The organism is Halopseudomonas sp. 4NH20-0008 (assembly GCF_057548395.1).
Genome location: NZ_BAAJMD010000007.1, coordinates 86,505 through 112,448, shown reverse-complemented (window position 1 = coordinate 112,448; position 25,944 = coordinate 86,505). Strand labels below are relative to the sequence as shown.

Annotated in this window: 22 protein-coding genes; 21 read left to right on the top strand and 1 reads right to left on the bottom strand. The window is 57.7% G+C overall.

What is annotated here, in order from left to right; genetic code table 11:
* Window positions 1–18: 18 nt before the first annotated feature.
* Window positions 19–807 carry a type I methionyl aminopeptidase gene (gene map / locus AC27HQ_RS08940; protein ID WP_487155808.1) on the bottom strand — a complete coding sequence of 263 codons (789 nt, stop codon included), beginning with the start codon at window positions 805–807 and terminating at the stop codon, window positions 19–21.
* 307 nt (window positions 808–1,114) lie between these two features.
* Between map and rpsB the strand changes: the two genes are divergently transcribed.
* From rpsB to eno, 21 genes are all read left to right on the top strand, one after another.
* A complete protein-coding gene (gene rpsB, locus AC27HQ_RS08935; RefSeq protein WP_487155807.1) occupies window positions 1,115–1,852 on the top strand; it encodes a 30S ribosomal protein S2 in 738 nt (245 codons plus the stop codon).
* A gap of 138 nt (window positions 1,853–1,990) precedes the next feature.
* Window positions 1,991–2,860, top strand: coding sequence for a translation elongation factor Ts (tsf, locus tag AC27HQ_RS08930; RefSeq protein WP_487155806.1), 870 nt, complete (start codon window positions 1,991–1,993; stop codon window positions 2,858–2,860).
* 178 nt (window positions 2,861–3,038) lie between these two features.
* On the top strand, window positions 3,039–3,773 hold the full coding sequence (pyrH, locus tag AC27HQ_RS08925; protein ID WP_487155805.1) for a UMP kinase: 735 nt from the start codon (window positions 3,039–3,041) through the stop codon (window positions 3,771–3,773).
* Window positions 3,774–3,775: 2 nt separating this feature from the next.
* Complete coding sequence (gene frr / locus AC27HQ_RS08920) at window positions 3,776–4,333, top strand: ribosome recycling factor (RefSeq protein WP_487155804.1); 558 nt, start codon at window positions 3,776–3,778, stop codon at window positions 4,331–4,333.
* A 45-nt stretch (window positions 4,334–4,378) separates the two neighbouring features.
* On the top strand, window positions 4,379–5,110 hold the full coding sequence (gene uppS / locus AC27HQ_RS08915; RefSeq protein ID WP_487155803.1) for a polyprenyl diphosphate synthase: 732 nt from the start codon (window positions 4,379–4,381) through the stop codon (window positions 5,108–5,110).
* Window positions 5,110–5,925 (top strand): phosphatidate cytidylyltransferase, encoded by an 816-nt coding sequence (locus AC27HQ_RS08910; protein ID WP_487155802.1) that lies wholly within the window; start codon window positions 5,110–5,112, stop codon window positions 5,923–5,925. Before uppS ends, AC27HQ_RS08910 begins: the two co-directional genes overlap by 1 nt.
* The gene (gene ispC / locus AC27HQ_RS08905) at window positions 5,922–7,103 is read left to right on the top strand and encodes a 1-deoxy-D-xylulose-5-phosphate reductoisomerase (RefSeq protein ID WP_487155801.1); all 1,182 of its coding nucleotides are present in this window, start codon (window positions 5,922–5,924) and stop codon (window positions 7,101–7,103) included. The genes AC27HQ_RS08910 and ispC overlap by 4 nt, the downstream gene beginning before the upstream one ends.
* A 42-nt stretch (window positions 7,104–7,145) precedes the next feature.
* Complete coding sequence (gene rseP / locus AC27HQ_RS08900; RefSeq protein ID WP_487155800.1) at window positions 7,146–8,507, top strand: sigma E protease regulator RseP; 1,362 nt, start codon at window positions 7,146–7,148, stop codon at window positions 8,505–8,507.
* A 71-nt stretch (window positions 8,508–8,578) separates the two neighbouring features.
* Complete coding sequence (gene bamA / locus AC27HQ_RS08895) at window positions 8,579–10,930, top strand: outer membrane protein assembly factor BamA (RefSeq protein WP_487155799.1); 2,352 nt, start codon at window positions 8,579–8,581, stop codon at window positions 10,928–10,930.
* Window positions 10,931–10,967: 37 nt separating this feature from the next.
* Complete coding sequence (locus tag AC27HQ_RS08890) at window positions 10,968–11,474, top strand: OmpH/Skp family outer membrane protein (RefSeq protein ID WP_487155798.1); 507 nt, start codon at window positions 10,968–10,970, stop codon at window positions 11,472–11,474.
* 5 nt (window positions 11,475–11,479) lie between these two features.
* Window positions 11,480–12,541, top strand: coding sequence for a UDP-3-O-(3-hydroxymyristoyl)glucosamine N-acyltransferase (gene lpxD / locus AC27HQ_RS08885; RefSeq protein ID WP_487155797.1), 1,062 nt, complete (start codon window positions 11,480–11,482; stop codon window positions 12,539–12,541).
* Between the two features lie 49 nt (window positions 12,542–12,590).
* The gene (fabZ, locus tag AC27HQ_RS08880) at window positions 12,591–13,028 is read left to right on the top strand and encodes a 3-hydroxyacyl-ACP dehydratase FabZ (RefSeq protein WP_487155796.1); all 438 of its coding nucleotides are present in this window, start codon (window positions 12,591–12,593) and stop codon (window positions 13,026–13,028) included.
* The gene (lpxA, locus tag AC27HQ_RS08875) at window positions 13,025–13,801 is read left to right on the top strand and encodes an acyl-ACP--UDP-N-acetylglucosamine O-acyltransferase (RefSeq protein ID WP_487155795.1); all 777 of its coding nucleotides are present in this window, start codon (window positions 13,025–13,027) and stop codon (window positions 13,799–13,801) included. Before fabZ ends, lpxA begins: the two co-directional genes overlap by 4 nt.
* 2 nt (window positions 13,802–13,803) lie before the next feature.
* Window positions 13,804–15,006, top strand: a complete 1,203-nt coding sequence (lpxB, locus tag AC27HQ_RS08870; protein WP_487155794.1) for a lipid-A-disaccharide synthase — start codon at window positions 13,804–13,806, stop codon at window positions 15,004–15,006.
* Window positions 15,003–15,620, top strand: coding sequence for a ribonuclease HII (gene rnhB, locus AC27HQ_RS08865; protein WP_487155793.1), 618 nt, complete (start codon window positions 15,003–15,005; stop codon window positions 15,618–15,620). Before lpxB ends, rnhB begins: the two co-directional genes overlap by 4 nt.
* Before the next feature lie 465 nt (window positions 15,621–16,085).
* Window positions 16,086–19,607, top strand: a complete 3,522-nt coding sequence (dnaE, locus tag AC27HQ_RS08860) for a DNA polymerase III subunit alpha (protein WP_487155792.1) — start codon at window positions 16,086–16,088, stop codon at window positions 19,605–19,607.
* Between the two features lie 97 nt (window positions 19,608–19,704).
* A complete protein-coding gene (gene accA / locus AC27HQ_RS08855; RefSeq protein WP_487155791.1) occupies window positions 19,705–20,661 on the top strand; it encodes an acetyl-CoA carboxylase carboxyl transferase subunit alpha in 957 nt (318 codons plus the stop codon).
* Entirely contained in the window at window positions 20,662–21,978 is a 1,317-nt protein-coding gene (tilS, locus tag AC27HQ_RS08850; RefSeq protein WP_487155790.1) for a tRNA lysidine(34) synthetase TilS, read from the top strand.
* A 139-nt stretch (window positions 21,979–22,117) separates the two neighbouring features.
* The gene (pyrG, locus tag AC27HQ_RS08845; RefSeq protein ID WP_487155789.1) at window positions 22,118–23,749 is read left to right on the top strand and encodes a CTP synthase; all 1,632 of its coding nucleotides are present in this window, start codon (window positions 22,118–22,120) and stop codon (window positions 23,747–23,749) included.
* A gap of 9 nt (window positions 23,750–23,758) precedes the next feature.
* Window positions 23,759–24,604 carry a 3-deoxy-8-phosphooctulonate synthase gene (kdsA, locus tag AC27HQ_RS08840; protein ID WP_487155788.1) on the top strand — a complete coding sequence of 282 codons (846 nt, stop codon included), beginning with the start codon at window positions 23,759–23,761 and terminating at the stop codon, window positions 24,602–24,604.
* A 46-nt stretch (window positions 24,605–24,650) separates the two neighbouring features.
* Complete coding sequence (eno, locus tag AC27HQ_RS08835; RefSeq protein ID WP_487155787.1) at window positions 24,651–25,940, top strand: phosphopyruvate hydratase; 1,290 nt, start codon at window positions 24,651–24,653, stop codon at window positions 25,938–25,940.
* Window positions 25,941–25,944 lie beyond the last annotated feature (4 nt).

Here is a 25,944-nt window from a genome sequence, read left to right as displayed (position 1 = left end):
AAAGCATCCAGACAGGGATTAATGGAAGTTTTCTTCCTGGCGGCGGGTCAGGACCTCATAGCCGTCAGCCGTGACCAGAATGGTGTGTTCCCACTGTGCCGAGAGTTTGCGATCCTTGGTGATGGCGGTCCAGCCGTCACCCAGCAGACGGGTTTCGGCACGACCCTGGTTGATCATCGGCTCAATGGTGAAGGTCATGCCTTCCTTCAGCTCCATGCCGGTGCCGGCACGGCCATAATGCAGAATCTGCGGTTCCTCGTGGAATACCTTGCCGATGCCATGGCCACAGTATTCGCGTACCACGCTGTAATGGTTGGCATGGGCATGATCCTGAATGACCTGGCCAATGTCGCCCAGGCGTGCACCGGGACGGACCACTTCAATACCCTTGTACATGCATTCCTGGGTAATTCGTGCCAGGCGCTGGGCCCAGTCTGGTACCGTGCCAACCATGAACATTTTGCTGGTGTCGCCGTGGTAGCCATCCTTGATCACGGTGACGTCGATATTCAGGCAGTCGCCGCTCTTCAGTGGCTTTTCGTTGGGTATGCCGTGACAGACCACATGATTCAGCGAGGTACAGATCGACTTGGGGAAGCCCGGCCGGCCGGGCACAGCACCATAGTTCAAGGGCGCTGGAATGGCTTTCTGAACGTTGACTATATAGTCGTGGCAAATCTGGTTGATCTCATCCGTGGTGACACCGGGCCTGACGTGCTCGCCGATCATTTCCAGTACCTCGGCGGCCAGGCGGCCGGCAATGCGCATGCCAGCAATGTCTTCCGGGGTTTTGATGGTCACGGTCATCAGAGTGCTCTCTTGGTTGTGCGGGCTCGGACTGTGTTGGCTGAGGCCGACTTTGGCAATAAAAAGAGCGCTATCTTAGCAGACATGCGGCGGGCTGTTGAGCGCGGCATGAACGTCGCCGCCCGGCAGTTGCGACTTTATTCGTTTCCCTTTGTGTGGTATAAAGCGCCGCGCCTGAAAGAACATCGGTCAGCTGACCACAGGTGAACACTGAAACCGCACACGTATCGACACGGTGTCCTGGGTGCCCTTCGGGGTTGGACATTGGGATGCGTGGAGGCTCAACCCAATACAATTTGGAGCTGTCATGACTCAAGTATCAATGCGCGATATGCTGAAGGCCGGTGCGCACTTCGGCCACCAGACCCGTTACTGGAACCCGAAAATGGGCAAGTTCATTTTCGGCGCTCGCAACAAGATTCACATCATCAACCTCGAAAAAACCATGCCCATGTTCCATGATGCCCTGAGCTTCGTGGAAAAGCTGGCCTCCGGCAAGAACAAGCTGCTGTTTGTTGGTACCAAGCGTGCCGCCAGCAAGATCATTGCCGAAGAAGCCACTCGCGCTGGCATGCCTTATGTTGATCACCGCTGGTTGGGCGGCATGCTCACCAACTACAAGACCATCCGTCAGTCGATCAAGCGTCTGCGTGACCTGGAAGTTCAAGCCCAGGACGGTACCTTTACCAAGCTGACCAAGAAAGAAGCGCTGATGCGTACCCGTGATCTGGAGAAACTGGATCGCAGCCTGGGCGGCATCAAGGATATGGGCGGTCTGCCTGATGCGCTGTTCGTTATCGACGTTGAGCACGAGCGCATTGCTATCACTGAAGCCAACAAGCTGGGTATCCCGGTTATCGGCATCGTTGATACCAACAGCAGCCCAGAAGGCGTTGACTTTGTTATCCCCGGTAACGATGACGCGATCCGCGCCATCAAACTGTACGCAGCAGCCATGGCTGACGCTGTCCTGAGTGGCAAGAACAACGGTGGTGTCGACGAGTTCGTCGAAGAAGCACCGGCTGCTGAGGCTTCAGAAGGCTAAGGCTTTCTTTGCTCTGTTTTCTGCCGTATTGAAAAGGGGGCTATGCCCCCTTTTTGCAATATCTTGAACGCAACATGATCTGGCTGACCGATCGAGCTATCGGCCAGTCCTACATCAAGCAAGTTAGAGGAACCATTCATGACACAGATTACTGCTGCCCTGGTAAAAGAACTGCGTGAGCGTACCGGCCAAGGCATGATGGATTGCAAAAAGGCCCTCGAAGCGGCCGGCGGCGACATCGAAAAAGCCATTGACGACATGCGTTCAGCTGGTGCCATCAAGGCCGCCAAGAAAGCTGGCAACATTGCCGCTGAAGGTTCGATCGCGGTCAAGGTTGCCGCTGATGGCAAGTCTGCGATCATCATGGAAGTCAACTCCCAGACTGACTTCCTGGCTCTGCAGGATGACTTCAAGGGTTTTGTCAGCGATAGTCTGGAAAAAGCCTTTGCTGCTGGTTACAGCGATGCCGCGCCGCTGATCGCGGATCAGGAGCCGGCCCGTGAGGCGCTGGTTGCCAAGTGTGGCGAGAACGTCAATATTCGCCGCCTGACCCGTGTTGAAGGCGATGTAGTCAGTGCCTACCTGCATGGTCACCGCATTGGTGTGCTGGTAACCCTCAAGGGTGGCAATGCCGAGCTGGCCAAGGATGTTGCCATGCACGTTGCTGCCAGCAACCCGCAGTTCCTCGATGCTTCCCAGGTGTCTGAAGACGCCATCGCCAAGGAAAAGGAAATCTTCCTGGCGCTGAATGCCGACAAGATCGCCGGCAAGCCGGAAAATATTGTCGAGAACATGGTCAAGGGTCGCATCAACAAGTTCCTGTCCGAAGCCAGTCTGGTTGAGCAGGCCTTCATCAAGGACCCTGAAGTCAAGGTCGGTGATCTGGCCAAGAAGGCCGGTGCCGAGATCTTGTCCTTTGTCCGTTTTGAAGTGGGTGAAGGTATCGAGAAGGTCGAGTCTGACTTCGCTGCCGAGGTAGCCGCTCAGGTTGCCGCATCCAAGCAGTAATATGCGCACTGACCGGCGCATCACAGGCTATCCTAGGGGTAGTCTGTAGCAGGTTGAATACAGAGGCTTCCCGCGCAGGCGTGAAGCCTCTTTTTTAAGAAACACTGAACAAGTGGCCACCAGCAAGGTCTGGTTGTAACTCGTTCATTGTTTTGCCCTTTCCCGCAGGAGAATGCATATGGCCCAGGTACCCGGTAGCCGTCAGCCGAAATACAAGCGAATTCTACTCAAGCTCAGCGGAGAGGCCCTGATGGGCACTGAGGGCTTCGGTATTGACCCCAAGGTGCTGGACCGTATGTCCCTGGAGATAGGCCAGTTGATCGGCATCGGGGTGCAGGTTGGTCTGGTCATTGGCGGTGGCAATCTGTTCCGTGGTGCGGCACTGCATGCCGCCGGCATGGATCGGGTGACCGGAGATCATATGGGTATGCTGGCCACCGTGATGAACGCCCTCGCCATGCGTGATTCGCTGGAGCGCTCGAACATCCAGACCCGCGTCATGTCTGCCATCACCATGGAAGGCGTGACAGAGCATTACGATCGTCGCAAAGCCATGCGCTACCTTGGCAGCGGTGACGTGGTAATATTCTCGGCCGGAACCGGCAACCCCTTCTTTACCACCGATACTGCCGCCTGTTTGCGCGGGATTGAAGTGGACGCCGACCTGGTGCTGAAAGCCACCAAGGTCGACGGGGTATATAATGCCGACCCAATGAAGGACCCGAATGCCGAGCGTTTTGACAGCCTGACCTATGATCAGGTGCTCGACCTCAAGTTGGGGGTGATGGATCTGACGGCAATTTGCCTGATCCGCGACCACCAGATGCCTTTACGGGTATTTAACATGAACAAACCCGGTGCGCTGCTGAATGCGGTTGTGGGCAGTGCCGAGGGCACACTGATCGAGGGTTGATAATGATCAACGAAATCAAGAAAGACGCGCAAGAACGCATGAAAAAATCGGTAGAGTCTCTGGGCCATGCCTTTGCCAAGATTCGCACCGGGCGCGCGCACCCGAGCATCCTCGACAGCGTCATGGTCTCTTACTATGGCTCTGATACCCCGTTGCGCCAGGTCGCCAACGTCATCGTTGAAGACTCCCGTACCCTGGCCCTTAGCGTGTTTGACAAGGGCATGATCCAGGCCGTTGAAAAGGCCATCATGACCTCTGATCTGGGCTTGAATCCGGCGACTTCGGGTACCACTATTCGTGTGCCGATGCCGGCGCTAACCGAAGAAACGCGCAAGGGTTACACCAAACAGGCGCGCGCCGAGGCGGAAAATGCCCGTGTAGCGGTACGCAACATCCGTCGTGATGCCCTCAGTCAGCTCAAGGATCTGCAGAAAGACAAGGAAATCAGCGAGGATGACGAGCGCCGGGCAGCGGATGAGGTACAAAAGCTCACCGACAAGTTCATTGCCGAGATCGACAAGTCGCTGGAAAGCAAAGAAACGGATCTGATGGCCATCTGATGGTCGACGGCCTTTTCCTGTCCTGTGAATGAGCGGACGACTGTCATGCCGGTACGCACTCTTCCTCGTCATGTTGCCATCATCATGGATGGTAACAACCGCTGGGCCCGCAAACGCCTGATGCCGGGTGTGGCGGGCCACAAGGCGGGTGTGGATGCGGTCAAGGCGATGATCGAGGTGTGCGCTGAAGAAGGCGTTGAAGTGCTCACCCTGTTTGCCTTCTCCAGTGAAAACTGGCGTCGCCCCGAGGATGAAGTAGGAGCCTTGATGGACCTGTTTCTCGGGGCTCTTCGCCGTGAAGTACGACGTCTGCATGAAAACGATATTCGCCTGTGTATCATTGGTGATCGCAGTCGTTTTTCGTCCGAACTGCAGCGGGCCATGGCTGATGCTGAACAATTGACCCGCGATTGCAAGCGGCTGACACTGGTGGTTGCCGCCAATTACGGTGGTCAATGGGATATTGCCCAGGCTACCCGCAAGTTGGCTGAGCAGGTGGCTACCGGGCAGCTGAAGCCCGAGCAGGTCAACGAGCAATGCATCGAGTCTTGCCTGAGCACGGCCCATTGGCCCAGCCCCGATCTGTGTATCCGCACCGGTGGTGAGCACCGTATCAGTAACTTTCTGCTCTGGCAGCTGGCCTATGCCGAGTTGTATTTTTCCGACCTTTTCTGGCCGGACTTCAAGCACGATGCGTTGCGTGCCGCGCTGGCAGATTTTGCCCAGCGTCAGCGCCGCTTCGGCAAAACCAGCGAACAGATTGCAGCGGAGTCCTGATGCTGAAACAACGAGTCATAACCGGGGTGATTCTGGCGCCACTTGCCATTGCGGGTTTCGTGCTGCTGGAGGCCGGGTGGTTTGCCTTGTTCATTGGTGCGGTGGTGTGTGTTGGTGCCTGGGAATGGGCACGGCTGGCTGGTGAAGAAACTCAGAAGGGCCGGGTTATCTATGCCATTGTGGTGGCGCTGCTAATGGCTGGCTTGTATCGCGACGCTTGGCCAGCCCACTATATCCTGTTGCCAGCCTTGGCCTGGTGGTTGTTGGCAACGCTGCTGATCTGTCGTTATCCAAAGGGCCGCGGTCTTTGGGCTGGCTCAATGATTGCTCAGCTGTTCGGTTTGCTTATCCTCCTGCCAGCCTGGTATGGCCTGGTGCTTTTGCGTGCAGAACAACATGGCCTATGGCTAATGCTGGCGGTTTTGGTGCTGGTTTGGGCGGCGGATATCGGCGCCTACTTCGCTGGCAAAACCTTTGGTCGGCACAAGCTTCTGCCACGTGTCAGTCCCGGCAAGACGGTTGAAGGGCTGGTGGGTGGTGTCATCTTTACCCAGTTCCTGACCCTGGCTGCGGTACTTTACCTCGGCTGGTCGATGACCTCTTTGTTACTCGCCTTGCTGGGCGCAGCGATTGTCGTCTTGATCTCCATTGTCGGTGATCTGACCGAAAGCCTGTTCAAGCGTGAGCAAGGGCTCAAGGACAGCAGCTCGCTGCTGCCGGGGCATGGCGGTGTACTCGATCGGATTGACAGTCTTACTGCAGCCATTCCGGTGTTTACCTTGCTGTGGCTGCAGTTCGGGAGTCAGCTGGGGTGACGCAGACCCGGATTACCGTGTTGGGCGCGACCGGTTCGATTGGCGTCAGCACCCTGGATGTGATCGCCCGGCATCCGGATCGTTACGCTGTCCATGCCTTGACGGGTTTTTCCCGCATGACCGAGTTGCTGGCCCAGTGCCTGCGACATCAGCCGCTGTTTGCTGTGGTGGCTGCGGCCAATCAGGTCGAACCCTTGCAGCGTCAACTCAGCCAGGCGGGCTGCAAAACCGAAGTTCTGTTTGGCGAGACCGCACTCCGGCAAGTGGCTACTGATCCTCAGGTTGATGTGGTCATGGCGGCTATTGTCGGTGCCGCAGGGTTGCGCCCGACGCTGGCGGCGGTCGAGGCGGGTAAGCGCGTGTTGCTGGCCAACAAGGAGGCGCTGGTGATGTCGGGCGCTCTGTTCATGCGCGCGGTCAAGGCATCCGGTGCGGTATTGCTGCCGATCGACAGCGAGCATAATGCTATTTTCCAATGCATGCCTGGCGATTACGCCCGCGGGCTCAAGCAGGTTGGGGTGCGGCGTATTCTGTTGACTGCTTCCGGCGGGCCGTTTCGTGATTTTAACGCCGAACAGCTGCAGCACGTTACACCGGAGCAGGCTTGTGCTCATCCGAACTGGTCCATGGGGCAAAAGATTTCGGTTGATTCGGCGAGCATGATGAATAAAGGCCTGGAGCTGATCGAGGCCTGTTGGCTGTTTGATGCCAGACCGGATCAGATTGAGGTGGTGGTGCATCCCCAGAGTGTGGTCCACTCACTGGTTGATTACCTCGATGGTTCGGTACTGGCGCAGTTGGGTAATCCCGACATGCGCACGCCGATCGCTCACGCCCTTGCCTGGCCTGAACGTATCGACTCCGGTGTCAGTGCGCTGGATTTGCTGGCGGTTGGGCAGCTGGACTTTCGTCGCCCCGATGATGCCTTGTTCCCTTGTCTGGGCTTGGCCCGCCAGGCGGCGGAAGTCGGAGGCACTGCTTGCACCCTGTTGAATGCGGCAAATGAGGTAGCGGTAGCCGCATTCCTGGAACGGCGCATTGGTTTTACCGATATCCCTGTTATCATCGAGTCAACGTTGAACTCCGTGGGCAGCGAATCGGTCGAAGACCTGGAACATATTCTGCGTGCAGACCAATTGGCCCGCGAACAGGCCCGGCGCTGGCTGGCCCAGCATTAACAGGCCCCTTTTGTCGTACCCACTTTCCTGACGAGGCGCTGAATGGATCTGTTGTTTACCCTGCTGGCTACCATCGTTGCTCTGGGGTTGTTGGTTACCATTCACGAGTATGGCCACTTTTGGGTGGCCAGACGCTGTGGCGTCAAGGTTTTGCGTTTTTCCATCGGCTTTGGCTCGGCACTGTATCGCTGGTATGACAAGCGAGGCACCGAGTTCGTGATTGCTGCCATTCCCCTGGGCGGTTACGTCAAGATGCTTGATGAGCGCGAGGGGCCAGTGGATGAGGCCGACTTGCATCAGGCCTTCAATCGCAAGGACGTCAAGCAGCGTATTGCTATTGTTGCTGCCGGTCCGATTGCCAACTTTCTTTTGGCCATCTTTGCTTTCTGGTTGATCGCCGTCGTCGGTATTACCACCCTGGCCCCGGTATTGGGTCCGGTTCAGCCTGACAGCGTTGCGGCCCGCGCCGGACTGGTTGAGGGGCTTGAGGTTGTCGAGGTAGACGGGGTCAGTACGCGCAGCTGGCATGAGGTCAATCTGCAGTTGATCCGGCGTCTGGGCGAAACTGGACAACTCAATATTCAGGCCATAGACGCAGCTGGTGCAACGCCGAGGACATATTCCCTTGAGCTCAGTAACTGGCTGCGTGGCAGTGACCAACCTGATCCGATTTCTGAACTGGGTTTGACCTCCTGGCGCCCGGTAGTAGAGCCTTTGATTGGTGAAGTCAGTACCGATGGCGCCGCGGCGCGCGCAGGCCTGCAGGTCGGTGATCTGATTGTCAGTCTTGATGGTGAACCAGCGAGTGACTGGGTGACGGATGTTGTGCCGGCCATCCAGCGCAGTGCTGGACAGCAACTGACAATGGGCATCGAGCGCGATGGTCAGCGCCTGTCCTTGACCGTTGTGCCCGAGTCGCGTGACGTGAATGGTGAGAGCAGCGGCTTTATCGGTGCCGGCGTCGCTCCCTTCGAGTATCCGGAGCATATGATCCGGAGCATTGATTACAATCCCTTCGTGGCCATTCCGGTAGCCGTCGGCAAGACCTGGGACATGACTGTCCTGACCCTGGACTCGCTGAAAAAGATGCTGACCGGGCTGGTCTCGGCAAAAAACTTGAGTGGCCCGATAACCATTGCTAAAGTGGCGGGCGCTTCAGCCAAGTCAGGTCCGGAAAGTTTTTTGACCTTTATTGCCTATTTGAGCATCAGTCTGGGCGTGCTCAACTTGCTGCCCATCCCGGTACTTGATGGCGGCCATCTGGTCTACTACACGGCCGAATGGATTCGTGGCAAGCCACTTTCCGAGCGCATACAGGCTTGGGGATTGCAAATAGGTCTGACATTGATTGTCGGTGTCATGGTGTTTGCCATTTATAACGATATAAGCCGCCTGGGCAGTTGAGCCCCGTCGGTGACCATACGCACTGCCGCTTGCGGTGGATAAGAATTAACCAGTCAGCCAGAACGGATTTCATGAAACGTTACCTATTGCCTGCGCTATTGCTGATACTCCTGGCGCCAGGAGCCTTTGCCGACGCCTTCCAGATTTCCGATATCCGCATTAACGGATTGCAACGGGTCTCCGCCGGTAGTGTCTTTACTGCGCTGCCCTTGAATATCGGCCAACAGGTGGATGATCAGGCGCTCGTGGATGCCAGTCGCTCTCTGTTCAGTACCGGCTTCTTCCAGGATATCCAGCTCGGCCGCGAAGGCACCGTTCTGGTAATTACCGTGGTAGAGCGCCCTTCGATTGCCGCCATTGAGTTGGAGGGCAATAAGGCGATCAAGAGTGAGGACTTGCTGTCTGGCCTGAGCATGGCCGGTCTGGCAGAGGGGGAAATTTTCCAGCAGGCAACCCTTGAGGGGGTGCAGAACGAGCTGTTGCGCCAGTACGTCGCGCAAGGGCGTTATTCGGCCAGTATCGATACCGAAGTGATAGCCGAGCCGCGCAACCGGGTAACGCTGAAGATCAACATCAATGAAGGCTCGGTTGCCTCCATCAAGCACGTCAACGTGGTGGGCAATACGGTCTTTACCAATGACGAACTGACGTCGTTGTTCGAACTCAAGCCGAGCGGGCTGTTTTCCTTCTTCCGCAGTGATGACAAGTATTCCCGTGAAAAACTCTCCGGTGATCTTGAGCGTTTGCGTTCCTGGTACCTGGACCGTGGCTATATCAACATGGATATTGCCTCAACCCAGGTCTCCATTACGCCGGACAAGAAACACGTCTATATCACCGTCAACGTCAATGAAGGTGCGCGTTATACCGTGCGCGACGTCCAGTTGTCCGGTGATCTGATTGTTGCCGAGGACGACGTCCGTCGTTTGTTGCTGGTGCAGCCAGGCCAGGTATTTTCCCGCCAGGTAATGACGGCCACCTCTGATCTGATCGGCCGTCGCCTGGGCAATGAAGGTTACACCTTTGCCAACGTCAACGGCTTTCCGGAAATCCATGAGGATGACAATAGCGTCACCGTGACCTTCTTCGTGGATCCGGGTACACGCGCCTATGTCAATCGCATCAATTTCCGCGGCAATACCAAGACTGACGATGAGGTGCTGCGCCGGGAAATGCGTCAGATGGAAGGCGGCTGGGCATCAACCTATCTGATCGATCAATCGAAAGTGCGTCTGGAACGCTTGGGCTTCTTCAAGGAAGTGGATGTCGAGACCGTACAGGTGCCGGGTGCAGAAGATCTGATTGACGTTAATTACACTGTGGAAGAGCAACCATCGGGTTCCATTACGGCCAGCTTGGGTTTTGCCCAGGGTACCGGTTTGATCCTTGGTGGTTCGATCAGTCAGAACAACTTCTTTGGTTCGGGTAACAGGGTCAGCTTCAGTGCTAACCGCTCCGAGTTCCAGACGGCATTGTCTTTCGGCTTCCTCAACCCCTATTACACCGTTGATGGTGTAAGTCTGGGTTATAACGCCTTTTACCGCACGACCGACTACGATCGTCTGAACGTCGATGTATCGAGCTTTGCCGTGGACTCGCTAGGCGCCGGGGTCAACATTGGCTATCCGATCAGTGATATTTCCCGTTTGTCCTTTGGCCTGACTGTCCAGCAAGACGAGATTCAGACAGGTAGCTTTACTGTCCAGGAAATCCTGCAGTTCCTTGAGGAAGAGGGTGACAGCTTTACCAACTTCAAATTCAACACCAGTTGGTCGCAGTCTACCCTTAACCGGGGTGTTTTCCCGGATCGGGGTTACTCGCAATCTATCAGCCTGGAAACCACCATTCCCGGCAGCGACCTGAATTTTTACACCCTGGGTTACCGTGGTCAGCGTTATTTTCCGATGACCGACAGTCTGACCTTGCGCTTGCACAGCAACCTTGGCTTCGCTCGGCGCTTCGGTTCAACCAAGCGTGTGCCCTTCTATGAGCATTACTACGCGGGTGGTATCGGCTCGGTTCGCGGATACCGTGACAGCTCGTTGGGGCCGCGCAGTACCCCGAACGAAGATGACTTTGATCAGGACGAATTACCCTTCGGTGGTAACATCCGCCTGACTGGCGGCGCTGAAGTGATTTTCCCGGTGCCCTTTATCAAGGACCAGCGCTCCCTGCGTACCGTGCTGTTTCTCGATGCCGGCAATGTGTATGACACCTATTGCAGCAATGAAACGCTGCCCAGTGGTGACAACAATCCGGGGTGTGGCAGTGTCGATCTTGGCGATATACGTTACAGTGCCGGTATTGGTCTGAACTGGCTGACAGCATTGGGCCCACTGGGCTTCAGCCTGGCAGCACCCTTGAATAGCCAGTCCGGTGACGATACGCAGATTTTCCAGTTTACCCTGGGTCAGACTTTCTGAAACCAGACACCCAAAGACAAGAAACAGGAGCTGTATAGTGCGCAAGTTGATCAATGCTGCAATCATGTCGGTTCTGGTTATGGCCAGCTTTCCGGCAGCCGCCCAGATGAAAATTGCCGTTCTCGATTATCAGATGGCACTGCTGGAGTCGGATGTAGCCAAGCGTTACTCAGTCGATGCAGAGGCCCGTTTTGGCAGCCAGCTGCAACGCTTGCGCAACCTCGAGAGCGAAGCCCAGCGCCTGCAGGAGCGTATGCAGCAACAGGGTCAGCAACTGGATCAGACTGAGCTGGAAAAGCTTGACCTGGAATTCCGCCAGAAAGCCCGCGAATTTCAAGCTCAATCTCAGCAGCTGAATGAAGCCAAGGCGCAATCTGATCGTGAAATGCTGGAAACTTTGAAGCCAAAGCTGGATGAGGCGATTGAAGCCATTATTACTGCTGGCGCCTACGAGCTGGTGCTGGAACGCAGCACGGTAGTCCATGTTGTTCCGGCTTATGATATTACGCGTCAGGTTATTGAACGCCTGAATAGTATGCGCTGAGGCTGATGGTGAGCCGTTTCCAATGGTCTTTGGCCGAGTTGGCTGAACTGCTGGATGCCCGGTTGGTGGGTGCCGGCAGCCATCAGATTACCGGCCTGGCATCTCTGCAGCAGGCGGCCGAAACTGATCTAAGCTTTCTGGCCAATGCCCAGTACCGCAAGCACCTCGCCAGCAGTCATGCTGGCGGGGTGTTATTGACTGAGGTCGATGCCGAGGGTTTTGCCGGTAATGCCCTGATCGTGGCCAATCCCTATTTGTGTTATGCACGCCTGTCCCATCATTTCGATCCCAAACCAAAAGCGCCGTCGGGTATTCACCCGGCGGCGGTGATAGCCACGGATGCCAGGATTGACAGTAGTGCCAGCATTGGCGCCGGGGCAGTGATTGAGCAGGGGGTGGAAATTGGCGCAGGTGTGACCGTGGGTGCCCAGTGTTTTATCGGCGCCCGCAGTCGGATTGGCGCTGGTGGCTGGCTGGCTCCGCGGGTCACGCTCTATCATGATGTGCGTATTGGTGAGCGTGTAGTTATTCAGTCTGGTGCTGTACTGGGTTCCGAGGGCTTTGGTTTTGCCAGCGACCGTGGCGTCTGGCAGAAAATCGCTCAGATCGGTGGCGTGTTGATTGGCGATGACGTTGAAATCGGCGCCAATACCACCATTGATCGCGGTGCACTGTCCGATACTCTGATCGGCAACGGCGTCAAGCTCGATAACCAGATTCAGATTGCCCATAACGTGCAGATTGGCGACCACACGGCCATGGCTGCCTGTGTCGGTATTTCCGGTAGTACGCGAATTGGCAGGCACTGCACCATTGCCGGTGGTGTTGGCATGGTTGGCCATATCGAGATCTGCGATAACGTTTTTGTCAGCGGCATGACCATGGTCACGCGCTCGATCACCGAACCGGGTGCCTACTCTTCCGGCACCGCCATGCAGCCTGCAGCCGAGTGGAAGAAGAGTGCGGCGCGAATTCGTCAGCTTGATGGGCTGGCAAAAAAGGTACAGCAACTGGAAAAGCAGCTGCTGGCCGTGACTCCGGGTTCTCAGGACGCTTCAGAGTCCTGATCCGCGCCAACAAGGCGCCAACATTGTTCAGTGCAAGGCCTGCTACTACATGGATATTAACGAAATCAAAGAGTACCTGCCCCACCGCTATCCTTTTCTACTGGTGGATCGGGTGGTCGAGTTGGATATGGAGCAGCGCCACATTCGCGCCTACAAGAATGTCTCGGTCAATGAGCCTTTCTTCAATGGCCATTTTCCTGGCCATCCGATCATGCCCGGTGTACTGATCATTGAGGCCATGGCCCAGGCTGCTGGTCTGCTGGGTTTCAAGATGATGAATACGCGCGCCCAGGATGGCACCCTGTATTACTTTGTCGGCACGGACAAGCTGCGTTTTCGTCAGCCAGTTGTACCGGGTGATCAGTTGCAGCTTGAAGCAAAGTGGTTGAGCAACAAGCGTGGTATATGGAAGTTTGCCTGCCGTGCCATGGTGGATGGCAAGGAGGCTTGTTCTGGTGAAATCATCTGTGCGGAACACAAGGTATGAGCCTGATTCACCCGCTGGCCATTGTGGACCCGTCTGCCAAACTGGCAGATGACGTCGAAGTTGGCCCCTGGTCACTGATTGGTCCCGATGTGAGCATTGGCGCCGGTACCGTGATCGGACCGCATGTGGTGGTGCGTGGTCCGACCACGATCGGCAAGCACAACCGCATCTTTCAGTTTGCCTCTGTGGGTGAAGAGTGTCAGGACAAGAAATACAAGGGTGAGCCCACGCAGCTGATCATTGGCGACCATAATGTCATACGTGAGGGTTGTACCCTGCACCGCGGCACAGTTCAGGATCAGGGTATTACCCGGATTGGCAGCCACAACCTGCTGATGGCTTATGTGCATGTGGCCCATGACTGTGTGCTGGGTGACAACATCATCATGGCCAACAACGCCACCATCGCCGGACATGTGCATGTCGGTGACGGCGCTATTCTGGGCGGCTACACCACGGTGCATCAGTTCTGCCATCTGGGCGCCTGGTCCATGAGTGCGGCCAACAGCGCGGTATTCAAGGATATTCCGGCCTTCGTCATGGTTGGCGGTAATCCAGCCAGCGCCCACGGCATGAATTTTGAGGGCATGCGCCGTCGCGGTTACAGCCCCGAGCTGGTTGCGGCCCTGCGCAAGGCTTACAAGACTGTCTATCGCCAGGGTCTGACCCTGCAAGAGGCCTTGGTATTGCTTGAAGAGCCCGCCAGTCAGCATGCCGAGATCGCGCTGTACCGCGACTCCATTCTGGCCTCGACACGTGGTATCACCCGCTAATCATGGTCGACGTCGCTGTCGTCCCTGACGTTACCACGGTCGAGCGCAGCAAACCCCTGTGTATTGCGCTGGTTGCCGGTGAAGCCTCCGGCGACATCCTCGGTGCTGGCCTGATCAAGGCCCTGCAACGTCATTACCCGAACGCCCGCTTTATTGGCATTGGCGGCCCGCGCATGCTGGCTGCCGGTTTTGAAAGCCGATTTGCCATGGAGCGCTTGTCGGTCATGGGGCTGGTTGAGGTGCTCGGACGGTTACGTGAACTGCTGGATATCCGCAAGCAGCTGGCCGCCTATCTGAAGTCCGAAGCGCCGGATGTCTTTATCGGAATCGATGCCCCCGACTTCACCCTGAACCTCGAACAGCAACTACGTGATGCAGGTATACCCACGGTGCATTACGTCAGCCCGTCGGTCTGGGCCTGGCGCGAGAAGCGCGTGCTGGGGATCAAAGAGTCCACCGACCTGATGCTCACGCTGTTTCCCTTTGAGGAGGCGGTCTATCAGAAACACGGGGTCGCGGTGCGCTGTGTCGGGCATACCCTGGCTGACCAGATACCCCTGCAGCCGGATCGTGACGCCGCCAGAACCACCCTGGGGCTGGATCACCAGGCTCCGGTCATGGCGCTGATGCCGGGCAGTCGCAACGGCGAGCTGCGCAAGCTCGGCCTGCTTTTTCTGCAAACCGCTGCGCTCTGCTTGCAGCAGCGTCCGGATCTGCACTTTGTCATGCCCTGCGCGAACCCCGAGCGCAAGGCGCAAATGCAGGCCATTCTGGCTGACAGCGGGCTATCCTTGCCGCTGACCCTGCTCGATGGTCAGGCCCATGAAGCGCTGGCTGCCTGTGATGCCGTATTGATTGCCTCGGGTACAGCTACCCTGGAGGCCATGCTGTTCAAACGCCCGATGGTGGTGGCCTATCGTATGGCCGGCCTGACTTTTCGCATTCTCAAGTTGCTGGTTAAGGTCGGTCACGTCTCCCTGCCGAATCTGCTCGCCGGTCGTGAAGTGGTGCCGGAGTTTCTGCAGGATGCGGCGACTCCGGAGGTCATGAGCCAGGCGTTACTCGCGCGGTTGGGGCCGACCAGCGAAGCAGAGGCCACGCAAGCCACCTTTCTGGCCCTGCATCAGATGCTGCGCCGGGATGCCGATGAGGCAGCGGCAGCAGCCGTCATAGACTTGATGCGCGAGAAAGGCCGGTTGGCATGACGCAGCTGTCCATGGACTGGTGCGTACCCGTTGGCAATGAGCTGGTTGCCGGCGTCGATGAAGTCGGGCGCGGTCCGCTTTGTGGCGCGGTGGTGACCGCCGCGGTGATCCTTGACCCGCATCGGCCGATCGAGGGCCTGAACGATTCCAAGAAACTCACTGAAGCACGCCGCGAGGCACTGTTTCCGCTGATCCAGGAGCGTGCGCTGGCCTGGTGTATTGCCCGTGCCGAGGTCGAGGAAATCGACCAGTTGAATATCCTGCACGCCACCATGCTGGCGATGCAGCGTGCCGTGGCCGGTCTGACCACTCGCCCGGATCGAGTGCTGATTGATGGTAATCGCTGCCCGGTGCTGCCGATGCCCAGCGAAGCTGTGATCAAGGGCGACTCCCGCGTGCCGGCCATTGCCGCCGCGTCGATTCTGGCCAAAGTCGCCCGGGATCGCGAGATGCAGGCGCTGGAGCTGTTGTATCCCGGCTACGGTATAGCCCAGCACAAGGGTTATCCAACTCCGGTTCACCTGGCGGCTTTGCGTGCGCTGGGTGCTACACCTATTCATCGTCGGTCTTTTGCGCCGGTGCGGGATGTGCTGGTGCGTGATCAAGATTCTTAGGCATTTGTGTCAGTTGGGCTCAGACGGTGCGACTTCCACCGACACGCCGTGAATACATCCCTGTAGGCTCATCACTGGCATCCTTGCCAGTGACGGTCGGTGGAAGCCGCACCGTCTAAGCCCGCCACGGACATGTGTGCAGTCCGATCATTTTTTCTCTTATGTCTTTCCCTTTCGAGATTGCAGCGCTTTCTTCTGGGCTTTCTTGCAGGCAACACTGTGCTCGCAGGCGGATGGAAAGGGGCAGGGCTAAGCCGACCGTCACTGGCAGGGATGCCTGTGATGAGGCTACATGGACGTATCTACGGCGTGTCGGCGTGTCCTGCTCCTTTCCATTCGCCAAACACATATTGCAAAGACGCGATTCAGAAAGTCATGAAAATTCAGCCATCCATGTGAGTAGCCCCCAACTCCCCCCGCCGGTACAATCCCAATTCAGTTGTTGCCTTCAGAAACAGGACCACCATGACGCATTCCTTTGTTCACCTGCGCGTACACAGCGAGTTCTCTCTGGTTGACGGCATCGTCAAGATCAAGCCTTTGATCAAAGCGGTGGCCGAGGCGGGGATGCCGGCTGTGGCGGTGACCGATCAGAACAACATGTGCAGTCTGGTGAAGTTCTACAAGGCGGCCATGGGCGGTGGTATCAAGCCGATTTCCGGGGTCGATCTATGGTTGCTGGGCCGGGATGACGACACCCAGCTTACCCGTATGACCCTGCTGGCGATGAACCGCAATGGCTATCGCAACCTGACCGAACTGATCTCCCGAGGTTATACCGAAGGTCAACGCAACGGTCTGGTAACCATTCGCCGTGAGTGGATCGCCGAATCGAGCCAGGATGTGATTGCCCTGTCTGGCGCCAAGGAGGGCGAAATCGGCCTGGCGCTGTTGTCGGGTAATCCGCAACTGGCCGCCGAGTTGCTGGATTACTGGATGGGCATCTTCCCTGGTCGTTTCTACCTTGAGCTGCAGCGTACCAGTCGTTTGAATGACGAGGAGTATCTGCATGCCGCCGTGGCGCTGGCTGGCCAGAGTGGCTGCCCGGTGGTGGCCACCAATGATGTGCGCTTTCTCAAACGCGAGGACTTTGAAGCCCACGAAACCCGCGTCTGTATTGGCGAAGGCCGGGCCCTTGATGATCCGCGCCGGGTTCGTCAGTACAGTGATGAGCAGTACCTGAAAAGTCCGGAGGAAATGGCCGAGTTGTTTGCCGATATTCCTCAAGCGCTGGCCAACAGTGTCGAGATTGCCAAACGCTGCAATATCGATGTGCAATTGGGCAAGAACTTTCTGCCAGCCTTCCCGACACCGGATGGCATGAGCGAAGCCGACTTCTTTCGCAAGGTCTCGTTCGAGGGGCTGGAAGAGCGTCTCAAGGTCGTCTTGCCGCCTGGCTCGGAGAATTACGAGGCCCGCAGGCAGGTCTACATTGATCGGCTCAACTTCGAACTGGATATCATCATCCAGATGGAGTTTCCCGGCTATTTCCTGATTGTCATGGACTTTATCAAGTGGGCCAAAGGCAACGGCGTACCGGTAGGCCCGGGCCGGGGTTCGGGGGCGGGCTCGCTGGTGGCCTATTCGCTGCTGATTACTGATCTGGATCCGCTGCAGTATGACCTGCTGTTCGAACGCTTCCTGAATCCTGAGAGGGTCTCGATGCCCGACTTTGACGTCGACTTCTGCATGGAAGGACGCGATCGGGTTATCGACTATGTGGCGGATGCCTATGGCCGCCAGGCGGTATCGCAGATCATTACTTTCGGCACCATGGCCGCGAAGGCGGTGGTGCGCGATGTGGCGCGGGTGCAGGGTAAATCCTATGGCCTGGCTGACAAGTTGTCGAAGATGATCCCCTTCGAAGTCGGCATGACCCTGACCAAGGCCTACGAGCAGGAAGAAATCCTCCGTGACTTCCTGACCAATGACGAGGAAGCCCAGGAAATCTGGGATATGGCACTCAAGCTCGAGGGCATTACCCGTAACGTCGGCAAGCATGCCGGTGGTGTGGTGATTGCGCCGACCAAACTGACGGATTTTGCCCCGCTCTACTGCGATGAGGCCGGAGCCGGTCTGGTAACCCAGTTCGACAAGGACGATGTTGAGTCGGCCGGTCTGGTGAAGTTCGACTTTCTCGGTCTGCGCACCCTGACCATCATCAAATGGGCGATGGAGACCATCAACCGCGAGCAGGCCAAGCAAGGCCTGGAGCCGTTGAATATCGACTTTATTCCGCTGGACGATGCGCCGACCTTCCGCATGCTGCAGAAAGCCGAGACCACGGCGGTGTTCCAGCTTGAATCACGCGGCATGAAGGAGCTGATCAAGAAGCTCAAGCCGGACTGCCTTGAGGATCTGATCGCCCTGGTAGCACTGTTCCGCCCCGGTCCTTTGCAATCGGGCATGGTGGACGACTTTATCAACCGTAAGCATGGTCGTGAAGAGATCTCCTACCCGCACCCCAATTACCAGTACCCCGGCCTTGAGCCGGTGTTGAAGCCTACCTACGGCATCATCCTGTATCAGGAACAGGTGATGCAGATCGCCCAGGTCATGGCCGGTTATACCCTGGGTGGTGCGGACATGCTGCGTCGCGCCATGGGCAAGAAAAAGCCGGAAGAGATGGCCAAGCAGCGCGGCGGCTTTATTGAAGGCTGCGCCGGTAATGGCATTGATGCCGATCTGGCAGGCAACATCTTTGATCTGGTGGAAAAGTTTGCCGGCTATGGCTTCAACAAGTCGCACTCGGCCGCCTACGGCCTGGTCTCCTACCAGACTGCCTGGCTCAAGGCGCATTATCCTGCGCCTTTCATGGCCGCAGTGTTGTCGGCGGATATGCACAATACCGACAAGGTTGTGACCCTGGTGGAAGAATGCCGCAGCATGAAGCTGCGAATCCTTCCGCCGGATGTGAATGTCTCCGAGTTCAAGTTCACCGTCGATGAAGCCGGCAACGTGGTCTATGGCCTGGGCGCCATCAAGGGCGTCGGCGAAGGCCCGGTGGAAACCATTGTCGAGAAGCGTCTGCAGGGTGGAAGCTTTACCGATCTGTTCGATTTTTGCGCCCGGGTTGACCTCAAGCGCATCAACAAACGGGTGATGGAGGCGCTGATTCGCTCCGGTGCGCTGGACCGCCTGGGGCCGTTCTTTGATGAAGAGCAACAGGCCTGCCTCAAGCAAGTGGACCGCAACCGCGCGGCCCTGATGGCGGCGATGGAAGAAGCCATTGCCGCCGCCGAACAAAGCGCCAAGAGTGCCGACAGTGGTCACGCCGACCTGTTCGGCGACCTGCTTGGGCCGGCCACCGGACGAGATGTCTATGCCGATTACCTGAATGCCCGTGAATGGGCATTGAAGGAACGCCTGCGTGGTGAAAAGGAGACCCTGGGACTGTATCTGACCGGCCATCCGATTGATGAGTATGAAAAGGAAATTCGCCGTTTCGCCCGCCAGAGGATTATTGACCTTAAGCCCTCGCGGGACAGCCAGACCATTGCCGGTCTGGTCTTCGACCTGCGGGTGGTCAAGGGCAAGCGCGGTACCATGGGTATTGTGACCCTGGATGACCGCTCGGCGCGAATCGATGTGGCGCTTTACTCCGAAGCCTATCAGGCTGCCCAGCCCTTGCTGCAGAAGGATGCGCTACTGGTGGTCGAGGGTGAGGTCGGGCAGGATGACTTCTCCGGTGGTCTGCGCATGCGGGTCAAACGGGTGATGGGGCTGGAGGAGGCGCGCACAAGCTTGCTCGACAGCGTGCGCATCAGTCTGGATAGTGCTCGGCACCATCCGGCCAGTCTGGAACACTTGGCCGGACTGCTGAAGAAGTACCCCGGCAACTGCGCGGTAACGGTTGATCTGCAGCGCCCTGAAGCGGCCGCCCAACTGCGCCTTGGTGAGGCCTGGCGGGTTGAACCGGCGGATGACCTGGTGCAGGCCCTGCGTGACCAGTTGGGCAAAGACAGCGTCTCCTTGCACTACAGATGATTGACCTGGGGGGCGGCCGCTCGACGGCGGGCCTGCAATCCCTTAAGGTAATGCCAAATCGGATGCCCTGCGGGGCCCAAGCGGATAATGGATGCTTATGAGCAAGAGCCAGAAATACCTGGAGTTTGAACAGCCGATCGCTGATCTGCAGGCCAAAATTGAAGAATTGCGCCTGGTTGGTAGCGACAACTCCCTGAATATCACTGACGAAATTGCCCGCCTGCAGGACAAGAGCAAATCGCTCACCGAGAGCATTTTCGGTAATCTCAGCAGCTGGCAGATTGCCCAGATGTCGCGTCATCCCCAGCGCCCCTACACGCTGGACTACATCAGTCAGATCTTTACTGATTTTGAAGAGTTGCACGGCGACCGGCATTTTGCTGACGATGCGGCCATCGTTGGCGGTATTGCTCGTCTGGACGGTCGTCCGGTGATGATTATCGGTCACCAGAAGGGTCGGGATGTGAAGGAGAAGGTCCGCCGCAACTTCGGTATGCCCAAGCCCGAAGGTTACCGCAAGGCCTGCCGATTGATGCAGATGGCCGAGCGTTTCAATATGCCCTTGCTGACTTTTATCGATACCCCCGGTGCCTACCCCGGTATTGATGCCGAGGAGCGCGGCCAGAGTGAAGCCATCGCCTGGAATCTGCAGATCATGGCCCGCCTGAAAACCCCGATCATCGCTACTGTAATTGGTGAGGGCGGTTCAGGTGGGGCACTGGCGATCGGTGTCTGCGACCGCCTGATGATGCTGCAATACTCGACCTATTCGGTGATTTCCCCCGAGGGCTGTGCCTCGATTCTGTGGAAAAAGGCCGAGAAGGCTGCCGACGCCGCAGAAGCCATGGGTATCACCGCCGAGCGCCTGAAGGAGCTGGGTCTGGTCGATAACCTGATCCCCGAGCCGCTCGGTGGTGCGCATCGCAAGCCGGAAGACATGGCAGCACGGATCAAGGCGCAACTCTTGGCTGAGCTGGATGCGCTGGAAAAACTGCCGGCCGAGGATCTGCTCGAACGTCGCTATGAGCGCCTGATGGCCTTTGGTCTGAAATAAATGTTCAGCACGCAGGAACTGCTCAGGCAGTTGCTGCCCTGCAAGGACGCCCCGGTCTGGTGGCTGGGGCTGTCCGGCGGCATGGATTCCATGCTGTTGCTCGACGCGCTGGTTGTACTGCGCGACCATCACGCATTGCCCCCCCTCAAAGCCCTGCACGTACATCACGGTCTGCACGCCGATGCCGACGGCTGGGTGGCGCATTGCGCCGCCCAGTGTCAGCGCCGCGGTGTCGACCTGGTGATCGAACGGGTCAAGCTGGCCGACGGCCCGAGTATCGAAGCCCAGGCCCGCGATGCTCGCTATCAGGCTTTTGTCCGGCATATGGGGCAGGATGACTGCCTGCTGCTGGCGCACCATCAGGACGATCAACTGGAAACCCTGATGTTCAGAATGCTGCGTGGCACCGGCCTGCGCGGCCTGGCCGGAATGCCGAAGCGGCGACCGCTTGGCTCTGGCTATCTGTTTCGTCCCCTGCTCGACTATACCCGTACTCAACTCGCCGAGGCGGCCCGGCAGCGCGGATTGCAGTGGATCGAGGATCCGGCCAATCAGGACCCGCGTTTTGCCCGCACAGCCCTGCGCCATACCTTGTTGCCCTTGCTACAGCGTGAATGGCCGGGTTCGGGCCGCAATCTGCTGCGTCTGGCTGAGCATGCGCAGGAGGCCAACCTGCTGCTTGATGAGCGGGCGCAGGAAGATAGTCAGTCCCTGTCCATGGGGGTAACTGATCCCTGGCTGAAGGGCTGGCCAAGTCTGGACTGTGCCGGTCTGCAGCGACTCAGTCCGGCCCGGCAGGCCAATCTGCTGCGCTATTGGTTGCGTACCCAGGCCGACCTGAGCCCACCGCGTGCTGTGCTGGATACCCTGCTAAGCCAGCTCGGCGCCGCTGACGACAGTCAGCCGATGGTCAATCTGGGTAACTGGCAACTGATCCGTTCGTCGGGACGGCTGTGGTTGCTGAAGGCTGGGGTGCCGCCTGTCGCCCCGACGTCGATTTCACTTCAGCAGCCGATTATCCAACTGCCTGGCAATGGTCAACTGCGCTGTTCGGCGCAGACCGGCGCTATTCGAGGCCTGGAGGGTGAGTGGCAATTACGTTACCGGCAGGGCGGTGAGCAGATCAAACTGCCGGGACGCCCCACACAGGCGCTCAAGGACCTGTTTCAGCAGGCCGGTCTGCCGGTTTGGCTGCGCAGCAGAATCCCCTTGCTATACTGCGACCAGCAACTGGTTTCGGTGGGTGGACGCTGGAATGCCGAGTGGGCCAGCTGCGCATCTGACGAAATGGGTTTTTGCCTGATCTGGGTGCCGTGAACGGATTGAGAAAGGGGGGGCTGTCTGGTATCCTGACTTCCCATCTTGACGAGACTTTGGGAATCATCAGTGCTTCCCCCGGCCTCCCTTCGATTCCCTGCGGTTGCGACCGCTTAACAGTTCAATCTACGGGTTTTTCATGACGCGCTACATCTTCGTCACGGGTGGTGTTGTATCTTCATTGGGCAAGGGTATTGCCTCGGCTTCCCTGGCAGCAATTCTTGAGGCGCGTGGCTTGAAAGTCACCATGCTCAAGCTGGACCCCTATATCAACGTGGATCCCGGCACCATGAGCCCGTTCCAGCATGGTGAAGTGTTTGTCACCAACGATGGTGCCGAAACCGACCTCGATCTGGGTCACTACGAGCGTTTTGTCAACGCCACCATGAGCCGCTCCAGCAACTTCACCACCGGTCGGGTGTACGAAGAAGTGCTGCGCAAGGAGCGCCGCGGTGATTATCTCGGGGCGACCATTCAGGTCATTCCGCATATTACCGACGAGATCAAGAGCCGCATCATCAAGGGTGCGGGCGATGCCGATGTGGCCATGGTCGAGATTGGCGGCACGGTCGGTGACATCGAGTCGCAGCCGTTCCTTGAGGCTATTCGCCAGCTGCGGGTCGAGGTGGGCGCTAAGCGTGCCATGCTCATGCACCTGACCCTGGTGCCCTATATCGCCACCGCCGGCGAAACCAAGACCAAACCTACTCAGCACTCAGTCAAGGAACTACGCTCCATCGGCCTGCAGCCGGATGTGCTGATTTGCCGTTCCGATCACCCGATTGATCTGTCCTCGCGGCGCAAGATTGCGCTCTTCACCAACGTCGAAGAGCGTGCGGTCATCGGTCTTGAAGATGTCGATACCATTTACCGTATTCCCGCCGTATTGCACGCTCAGGGCCTGGATGACTTTGTTATCGAGCGTTTTGGTCTGGAGTGTGGCAGTGCCGACCTGTCCCAGTGGGATCGCGTGGTCGACGGCAAGCTGCATCCGACCAAGGAAGTCACCATCGCCATGGTCGGCAAGTACATGGAATTGCTCGATGCCTACAAGTCGCTGATCGAAGCGCTGAGCCACGCCGGCATCCAGAGCTATACCAAGGTCAACATGCGCTATATCGACTCCGAAGAGATCGAGAAGCAGGGCATTGGCCTGCTCGACGGCGTTGATGCGATTCTGGTGCCGGGCGGCTTTGGTCTGCGCGGTGTCGAAGGCAAGATTGCCGCTGTGCGCCACGCCCGTGAGAACAAGATTCCTTACCTGGGCATCTGCCTGGGCATGCAGGTTGCGGTGATCGAGTATGCCCGCAGCGTACTCGGCTGGCAGGACGCCAACTCCACCGAATTCGACAAGACCAGCAGCCATCCGGTCGTTGGTCTGATCACCGAATGGCAGACTGCCACCGGCGACAAGCAGCAGCGCAGCGAGGAGTCCGATCTGGGCGGCACCATGCGTCTGGGTGGTCAGGAATGTGCCTTGCAGCCGGGCTCCATGGCCCATCAGTGCTATGGCAAGGACCTGATTGTCGAACGTCATCGGCACCGCTATGAGGTCAACAACAACCTGTTGCCTGAACTGCAGGCGGGCGGCTTGAAGATTACCGGTCGCTCGGTTGACGGTGCACTGGTTGAAGTCATTGAGGTCGGCGATCATCCCTGGTTTGTTGCCTGCCAGTTCCACCCCGAGTTCACCTCGACGCCGCGTTACGGTCATCCGCTGTTCAGCGGTTTCATTCAGGCCGCGCTGGCCCAGCATGCACGTAAGGGCTGAGGAGTCGATATGTCACAGAAGACCGTAGTGGTTGGCGGTATCGAGATCGCCAACGACAAGCCCTTGGTGCTGTTTGGTGGCATGAACGTGCTGGAATCCCGTGACATGGCCATGCGCATCTGCGAGACCTATGTCGAGGTCACCGGCAAACTCGGTATTCCCTATGTGTTCAAGGCCAGTTTCGACAAGGCCAACCGCTCCTCGATCAACTCCTTCCGCGGTCCGGGAATGGAGGAAGGGTTGAAGATCTTTGAAGAGATCAAGCGTACTTTCAATGTGCCGCTGATCACCGATGTACATGAACCTCATCAGGCCGCCCCGGTCGCCGAAGTCTGCGACATTATCCAGTTGCCGGCGTTCCTGTCGCGGCAGACCGATCTGGTCGTGGCCATGGCCAAGACCCAGGCGGTGATCAACATCAAGAAAGCGCAATTCCTTGCGCCGCAGGAAATGAAGCACATCCTCACCAAGTGCGAAGAAGCCGGCAACGACCGGCTTATCCTCTGCGAACGTGGTTCCAGCTTCGGTTACAACAACCTGGTGGTCGACATGCTCGGCTTCGGCATCATGAAGCAGTTCGAGTACCCGGTGTTCTTTGACGTCACCCACGCACTGCAGATGCCCGGTGGGCGAAGCGATTCAGCGGGCGGGCGTCGTGGGCAGGTCACGGATCTGGCCAAGGCCGGCATGAGCCAGGGCCTGGCTGGGCTGTTCCTGGAAGCGCACCCGGATCCGGATAACGCCAAGTGTGATGGCCCCTGTGCCCTGCGGCTGGACAAGCTTGAGCCCTTCCTCAGCCAGCTGAAACAGCTGGACGACCTGGTCAAGGGTTTTCCGGTATTGGAAACCGCCTGAACAATTCCCCCTTTTTTCTATGTAAATGATGGAGCAAGCAGCAACCATGGCAAAGATCATTGATATCAAGGGTCGTGAAATTCTCGATTCCCGTGGCAACCCGACCGTTGAAGCCGATGTGATTCTGGATGGCGGCATTATGGGCAGCGCCTGCGCTCCATCTGGCGCTTCGACCGGTTCCCGCGAGGCGCTGGAACTGCGTGATGGCGACAAGAGTCGTTACCTGGGCAAGGGCGTTCTCAAAGCCGTAGCCAATATCAATGGTCCGATCCGCGAGCTGCTGGTGGGCCGCGATGCCACAGATCAGCAAGCGCTTGACCGTGCCATGATCGAATTGGATGGTACCGAGAATAAGGCCACCCTGGGTGCCAACGCGATTCTGGCTGTATCCCTGGCTGCCGCCAAGGCTGCTGCCCAGGCCAAGGGTGTGCCGCTGTATGCCCACATTGCCGATCTGAACGGTACTCCCGGTGTCTATTCGATGCCGGTGCCGATGATGAACATCATCAACGGCGGTGAGCATGCGGATAACAACGTTGATATCCAGGAGTTCATGGTGCAGCCGGTTGGCGCCAAGAACTTTGCTGAAGCACTGCGCATGGGCGCAGAGATCTTTCACCACCTCAAAGCGGTTCTCAAGGCCCGTGGCCTGAGCACGGCAGTGGGTGATGAGGGTGGTTTTGCCCCGAATCTGGCCTCCAACGAAGATGCCCTGGCGGCCATTGCCGAGGCCGTAGCCAATGCCGGATACACCCTGGGTGATGACGTGACCCTGGCCCTGGACTGCGCTTCCAGCGAGTTCTATAAGGATGGCAAGTACGATCTGGCCGGTGAAGGTCAGGTGTTTGATGCGGCCGGCTTTGCCGATTATCTGGCTGGCCTGTCCGAGCGTTACCCGATCATCTCCATTGAAGACGGTATGGATGAGTCCGACTGGGCCGGTTGGAAGGTCCTGACCGACAAGATCGGCGCCAAGGTCCAGTTGGTCGGCGATGATCTGTTTGTCACCAACACCAAGATCCTCAAACGCGGTATTGACGAGAAAATCGGCAACTCGATCCTGATCAAGTTCAATCAGATCGGCTCGCTGACCGAAACCCTGGAAGCCATTCAGATGGCCAAGGCCGCTGGCTTTACCGCCGTTATCTCGCATCGCTCCGGCGAAACTGAAGACAGCACCATTGCCGACCTGGCTGTCGGTACCTCTGCCGGCCAGATCAAGACCGGTTCACTGTGTCGTTCTGACCGGGTGTCCAAGTACAACCAGCTGCTGCGTATTGAAGAGCAACTGGCGGGCAAGGCGCCGTACAAGGGTCGTGACGAGCTCCGTGGCTAAGCGG

Coding starts and splice junctions, on each gene's coding strand:
- map (WP_487155808.1), bottom strand. CDS start 807: ATGACCGTGACCATCAAAACCCCGGAAGACATTGCTGGCATGCGCATT.
- rpsB (WP_487155807.1), top strand. CDS start 1,115: ATGACTCAAGTATCAATGCGCGATATGCTGAAGGCCGGTGCGCACTTC.
- tsf (WP_487155806.1), top strand. CDS start 1,991: ATGACACAGATTACTGCTGCCCTGGTAAAAGAACTGCGTGAGCGTACC.
- pyrH (WP_487155805.1), top strand. CDS start 3,039: ATGGCCCAGGTACCCGGTAGCCGTCAGCCGAAATACAAGCGAATTCTA.
- frr (WP_487155804.1), top strand. CDS start 3,776: ATGATCAACGAAATCAAGAAAGACGCGCAAGAACGCATGAAAAAATCG.
- uppS (WP_487155803.1), top strand. CDS start 4,379: ATGCCGGTACGCACTCTTCCTCGTCATGTTGCCATCATCATGGATGGT.
- AC27HQ_RS08910 (WP_487155802.1), top strand. CDS start 5,110: ATGCTGAAACAACGAGTCATAACCGGGGTGATTCTGGCGCCACTTGCC.
- rseP (WP_487155800.1), top strand. CDS start 7,146: ATGGATCTGTTGTTTACCCTGCTGGCTACCATCGTTGCTCTGGGGTTG.
- bamA (WP_487155799.1), top strand. CDS start 8,579: ATGAAACGTTACCTATTGCCTGCGCTATTGCTGATACTCCTGGCGCCA.
- lpxD (WP_487155797.1), top strand. CDS start 11,480: ATGGTGAGCCGTTTCCAATGGTCTTTGGCCGAGTTGGCTGAACTGCTG.
- fabZ (WP_487155796.1), top strand. CDS start 12,591: ATGGATATTAACGAAATCAAAGAGTACCTGCCCCACCGCTATCCTTTT.
- lpxA (WP_487155795.1), top strand. CDS start 13,025: ATGAGCCTGATTCACCCGCTGGCCATTGTGGACCCGTCTGCCAAACTG.
- lpxB (WP_487155794.1), top strand. CDS start 13,804: ATGGTCGACGTCGCTGTCGTCCCTGACGTTACCACGGTCGAGCGCAGC.
- rnhB (WP_487155793.1), top strand. CDS start 15,003: ATGACGCAGCTGTCCATGGACTGGTGCGTACCCGTTGGCAATGAGCTG.
- dnaE (WP_487155792.1), top strand. CDS start 16,086: ATGACGCATTCCTTTGTTCACCTGCGCGTACACAGCGAGTTCTCTCTG.
- accA (WP_487155791.1), top strand. CDS start 19,705: ATGAGCAAGAGCCAGAAATACCTGGAGTTTGAACAGCCGATCGCTGAT.
- tilS (WP_487155790.1), top strand. CDS start 20,662: ATGTTCAGCACGCAGGAACTGCTCAGGCAGTTGCTGCCCTGCAAGGAC.
- pyrG (WP_487155789.1), top strand. CDS start 22,118: ATGACGCGCTACATCTTCGTCACGGGTGGTGTTGTATCTTCATTGGGC.
- kdsA (WP_487155788.1), top strand. CDS start 23,759: ATGTCACAGAAGACCGTAGTGGTTGGCGGTATCGAGATCGCCAACGAC.
- eno (WP_487155787.1), top strand. CDS start 24,651: ATGGCAAAGATCATTGATATCAAGGGTCGTGAAATTCTCGATTCCCGT.